General features: G+C 71.0%; 3 protein-coding genes and 2 pseudogenes. 3 read left to right on the forward strand and 2 right to left on the reverse strand.

Going from position 1 to position 4,961, the window contains the following annotated elements; genetic code table 11:
- Positions 1-355: pseudogene (locus KS423_RS38320) on the forward strand (hypothetical protein); the annotation flags it as partial.
- On the opposite strand, the gene KS423_RS38325 reads toward KS423_RS38320, so the two are convergent.
- Positions 326-1,000 carry a hemolysin III family protein gene (locus KS423_RS38325; protein WP_374120108.1) on the reverse strand — a complete coding sequence of 225 codons (675 nt, stop codon included), beginning with the start codon at positions 998-1,000 and terminating at the stop codon, positions 326-328. The pseudogene KS423_RS38320 and the gene KS423_RS38325 overlap by 30 nt on opposite strands.
- A gap of 284 nt (positions 1,001-1,284) precedes the next feature.
- Between KS423_RS38325 and KS423_RS38330 the strand changes: the two genes are divergently transcribed.
- The gene (locus tag KS423_RS38330) at positions 1,285-3,111 is read left to right on the forward strand and encodes a phosphoenolpyruvate carboxykinase (GTP) (RefSeq protein ID WP_224284357.1); all 1,827 of its coding nucleotides are present in this window, start codon (positions 1,285-1,287) and stop codon (positions 3,109-3,111) included.
- A 167-nt stretch (positions 3,112-3,278) separates the two neighbouring features.
- Here KS423_RS38330 and KS423_RS38335 read toward each other — a convergent pair whose 3' ends face one another.
- The gene (locus KS423_RS38335) at positions 3,279-4,493 is read right to left on the reverse strand and encodes a pyridoxal phosphate-dependent aminotransferase (RefSeq protein ID WP_224284358.1); all 1,215 of its coding nucleotides are present in this window, start codon (positions 4,491-4,493) and stop codon (positions 3,279-3,281) included.
- A 245-nt stretch (positions 4,494-4,738) separates the two neighbouring features.
- On the opposite strand from KS423_RS38335, the pseudogene KS423_RS38340 reads away from it, so the two are divergent.
- Positions 4,739-4,961 (forward strand): annotated as a pseudogene (locus KS423_RS38340) (prepilin peptidase); the annotation flags it as partial.

Below are 4,961 nucleotides of genomic sequence, written 5' to 3' on the forward strand. Positions count from 1 at the left end.
CGCCCGGCAGGCACGGGCCCGCTCGGCCGGCGCGGTGTGGCGGCCCGGGGCTGTGGTGCTCCCGACGCCGGCCGGGTCGCCGTACCGGGGGCCGGACGAGTCCGACCGGGAGTCGCACGGGGAGTGGCACCCCGCGTACGGCGGGCACCACCACGCGCACGGGCTGCCGCAGGACCCTGCCCCGCACTCGGAGCCCGGCGCCGCCGACCACCCGGCCCACCCGCGCCGCCCGCAGATCCGGGCCCCGTACGAGCGGCCCTGGACAGCGGAACGGGCGGCCGTCCGGTCCGTGGACCGTTCGACCGCCCGTCGGGGTGCGCCGGGATCAGCCGGCCGTGCTGTACGCCACCAGTGAGACGCCGACGTACTGGACGATGAACGCCCCGAGGGTGAAGGCGTGGAACACCTCGTGGAACCCGAACCAGCGCGGTGAGGGGTCGGGCCGCTTGAGCCCGTACACCACGCCGCCGATGCTGTAGAGCACCCCGCCGACGATCATCAGCACCAGGACGGCGACCCCGCCGGTGCGCAGGAAGTCCGGCAGGAAGAAGGCGGCGGCCCAGCCCAGCGCGAGGTACACCGGCGTGTACAGCCAGCGCGGCGCGCCGACCCAGAACACCCGGAACGCGATCCCGGCCAGTGCGCCGCCCCAGACGGCCCAGAGCAGCAGCTGCTGGTCGGCGCCCTTGAGCAGCAGCATCGTGAACGGCGTGTAGGTGCCCGCGATGATCAGGAAGATGTTCGCGTGGTCCAGCCGGCGCAGCACGGCGTCCCCGCGCGGGCCCCAGTCGAAGCGGTGGTACACCGCGCTGACCCCGAACAGCAGCCAGGCGCTGACCGAGTAGATCGTGCAGGCGATCTTGGCGGGCGTGGAGTCGGCCAGGCAGATCAGCACGATGCCGGCGGCCACCGTGGCGGGGAACATCCCGGCGTGCAGCCAGCCGCGCCACTTCGGCTTGCTCTCCGTGAGTGCACTCTCCGCGAGCGCAGCAGCAGTCATGCGCAGCATGCTACCCGTTACCTACGGACCCGTAGGTTACTCGCGCGTAGGAAGTGGCGATCGTCACTGTTAGACGTTTTGGAGTATTTGAAGTGTGGCGCCGCGCACTCCGTCGGGGGTGCGACTGGCTTATTACTAGACGGTAACCATACTTTCTGTAGTAAAAGATGCGTCAACTTCGACGCTTCGCCACGTTCCGGCCTTGAGTCCGGAGCTACGCTGCAAGCACCCTCAGACCCCCGCGACGCCATCTCCTCGCCGAGATGGCGTGAAACGGAGCGATCGTGTCGTACGAGATCTCTGCTCTCAGCGCATCCGCGCCCACCCGCCACAAGCAGCTGCTCGCTTGGGTGAGCGAGATCGCCGAGCTCACCCAGCCGGACCGCATCGAGTGGTGCGACGGTTCCGACGAGGAGTACCAGCGCCTCGCGGACCTGCTGGTGGCTCAGGGCACCTTCAAGAAGCTCAACGAGGAGAAGCGCCCCAACTCCTACTACGCCGCCTCGGACCCCACGGACGTGGCGCGCGTGGAGGACCGCACCTTCATCTGCTCCGAGCAGGAGAAGGACGCCGGTCCGACCAACAACTGGAAGGCCCCCGCCGAGATGCGCGAGGTCTTCCAGGGCGAGCAGGGTCTCTTCCGCGGCGCGATGAAGGGCCGCACGATGTACGTCGTGCCCTTCTCGATGGGCCCGGTCGGCTCCCCGCTGGCCGCGTACGGCGTCGAGATCACCGACTCCGCCTACGTCGCCGTCTCCATGCGCGTGATGACCCGCATGGGCCAGGCCGTGCTGGACCAGCTCGGCGAGGACGGCGACTTCGTCAAGGCCGTGCACACCGTCGGCGCCCCGCTCGCCGAGGGCGAGGCGGACGTGCCGTGGCCGTGCAACAGCACCAAGTACATCTCGCACTTCCCGGAGACCAAGGAGATCTGGTCCTTCGGCTCGGGCTACGGCGGCAACGCCCTGCTCGGCAAGAAGTGCTACGCGCTGCGCATCGCCTCGACCATGGCCCGCGACGAGGGCTGGCTGGCCGAGCACATGCTCATCCTGAAGCTCACCCCGCCGAGCGGCGAGGCCAAGTACGTCGCGGCCGCCTTCCCCTCGGCCTGCGGCAAGACCAACCTGGCCATGCTCCAGCCGACGGTCCCGGGCTGGAAGGTCGAGACGATCGGCGACGACATCGCCTGGATGCGCTTCGGTGCCGACGGCCGCCTGTACGCCATCAACCCCGAGGCCGGCTTCTTCGGCGTCGCCCCCGGCACCGGCGTGGACACCAACGCCAACGCCATCGACACCCTGTGGGGCAACACCGTCTTCACCAACGTCGCCCTCACCGACGACGGCGACGTGTGGTGGGAGGGCCTCACCGAGGAGCCCCCGGCGCACCTGACCGACTGGCGCGGCAACGACTGGACCCCCGAGTCCGGCACCCCGGCCGCCCACCCGAACGCCCGCTTCGCCGTCCCGGCCGCGCAGTGCCCGACCATCGCCCCGGAGTGGGAGGACCAGGCGGGCGTGCCGATCTCGGCGATCCTGTTCGGCGGCCGCCGCGCCACCGCCGTCCCGCTGGTGACCGAGTCCTTCGACTGGCAGCACGGCGTCTTCCTCGGCGCCAACATCGCCTCCGAGAAGACCGCCGCCGCCGAGGGCACCGTCGGCGAGCTGCGTCGCGACCCGTTCGCGATGCTGCCGTTCTGCGGCTACAACATGGGTGACTACTTCGCCCACTGGCTGAAGGTCGGCGCCCAGGCGGACGCCGCCAAGCTGCCGAAGATCTACTACGTCAACTGGTTCCGCAAGGACGCCGAGGGCAAGTTCGTCTGGCCCGGCTACGGCGAGAACAGCCGCGTGCTCAAGTGGATCGTCGAGCGCCTGGAGGGCACCGGCGAGGGCGTCGAGACCCCGATCGGCGTGCTGCCGACCGTCGAGGGCTTCGACCTCGGCGACCTGGACCTCTCCAAGGAGGACCTCGACCTGCTCTTCACCGTGGACGCCGACATCTGGCGCCAGGAGGCCGCCCTCGTGCCGGCCCACCTGGAGACCTTCGGCGACCACACCCCGAAGGAGCTGTGGGACGAGTACCGGAGCCTCGTCGCGCGCCTCGGCTGAGCCTGAGCCTCAGCCGGGAGAGAGGCGGGCGCGCGGCACGAACCGCGCGCCCCGCCGAGCGACAGGACGGCCGGAGTTCCGCCGGGCGATTTTCCCCCGACCAAGGAGATCGCCCGGGCCGGAACTCCGGCCGTAGTGTTTTCCGCCCCCTTCGGAGGGCCGGCTCCTCACGGCTGCACGTAGCCGCCGAGGAAGTCGCCGATCCGGGTCACCGCGTCGGTGATCTCCTCCGCCCGGGGCAGCGTGACCAGCCGGAAGTGGTCCGGCTCGGGCCAGTTGAAGCCGGTGCCCTGGACCAGCAGGATGCGCTGGGAGCGCAGCAGGTCGAGCACCATCCGGGCGTCGTCCCTGATCTTGTGGACCTTGGGGTCCAGCCGGGGGAAGGCGTACAGCGCGCCCTTGGGCTTGACGCAGCTGACCCCCGGGATCCGGTTCAGCAGCTCGTACGCGGCGTCGCGCGAGGCGTGCAGCCGGCCGCCGGGCAGCACCAGGTCGCGGATCGACTGCCGCCCGCCGAGGGCGGCGGCCACCGCGTGCTGCGCGGGCATGTTGGCGCACAGCCGCATCGAGGCGAGCACGGTCAGGCCCTCGATGTAGCTGCGGGCCCGGTGCCGGTCGCCGGACAGCACCATCCAGCCGGAGCGGAAGCCCGCGACCCGGTACGCCTTGGACAGCCCGTTGAAGGTGACGCAGAAGAGGTCCGGGGCCAGGGTGGCCAGCGGGACGTGCTCGGCGTCGTCGTAGAGGATCTTGTCGTAGATCTCGTCCGCGTAGACCACCAGGTCGTGCCGGCGGGCGATCTCCGTGATGCCCTCCAGCACCTCGCGCGGGTAGACCGCGCCGGTCGGGTTGTTCGGGTTGATCACCACGATGGCCCTGGTCCGGTCGGTGACCTTGGCCTCGATGTCGGCGAGGTCCGGGTACCACTCGGACTGCTCGTCGCAGCGGTAGTGCACCGCGGTGCCGCCGGCCAGCGAGACCGAGGCGGTCCACAGCGGGTAGTCCGGGGCCGGGACGAGCACCTCGTCGCCGTCGTCCAGCAGCGCGGTCATGGCCAGCTGGATCAGTTCGGAGACGCCGTTGCCGAGGAAGACGTCCTCGACGGAGAGGCCGTGCAGCCCGCGGTCCTCGTAGTGCATGACCACCGCGCGGCGGGCGGAGAGCAGGCCCTTGGAGTCGCCGTAGCCGTGCGCGTTGGCGAGGTTGCGCAGGATGTCCTGGAGGATCTCCGGGGGCGCCTCGAAGCCGAAGGTGGCCGGGTTGCCGGTGTTGAGCTTGAGGATGCGGTGGCCCTGTTCCTCCAGCCGCATCGCCTCGTCGAGTACCGGGCCGCGGATGTCGTAGCAGACATTGGCGAGCTTGCTGGACTGGATGACCTGCATGTCCGCCTACTTTAGGGGTACGGGGGGGCCGTGAGGCGGCTCTCCGGAGAGGTGCTTCCGAGGGTCCGAACGGCTCCCTTGGATCGGCAGGCGGCGGTGGCGGGCGGCCTTCCGAACCGGTAGCCGAAGGTCCGGAATGCTCGTGTGTGCGAGGAGCGCACGCCGGCGTGCGGAACGAGACGGACGGCACGCCGCCCGGCGCGGGAGGATGTGGCCGGTGCGTCGATCGAGGAGGGGGTGCGCCGGTGGTCCCGGTCGTGGTCGCGGCGGTGCTGGTCGGTCTCCTGGCGGCTCCGCCGCTGCGCGGGCAGATCGCCCGGTTCGCGGTGCCGGAGGGCCGGCCCTGGTGCGAGGACTGCCCGTCGTGCGGGCGCGCGGTGCGGCTGCTGCCGCCGACCGGGCGCTGCCCGGGCTGTCGGGAGCGACTGGGCGCCGGCCCCTGGACGGTGGAGCCGGTCGCGGTGGCGG

The sequence above is a fragment of the Streptomyces sp. LS1784 genome (assembly GCF_020103755.1).
Taxonomy (GTDB): domain Bacteria; phylum Actinomycetota; class Actinomycetes; order Streptomycetales; family Streptomycetaceae; genus Kitasatospora.

Coding starts and splice junctions, on each gene's coding strand:
- KS423_RS38325 (WP_374120108.1), bottom strand. CDS start 1,000: ATGACTGCTGCTGCGCTCGCGGAGAGTGCACTCACGGAGAGCAAGCCG.
- KS423_RS38335 (WP_224284358.1), bottom strand. CDS start 4,493: ATGCAGGTCATCCAGTCCAGCAAGCTCGCCAATGTCTGCTACGACATC.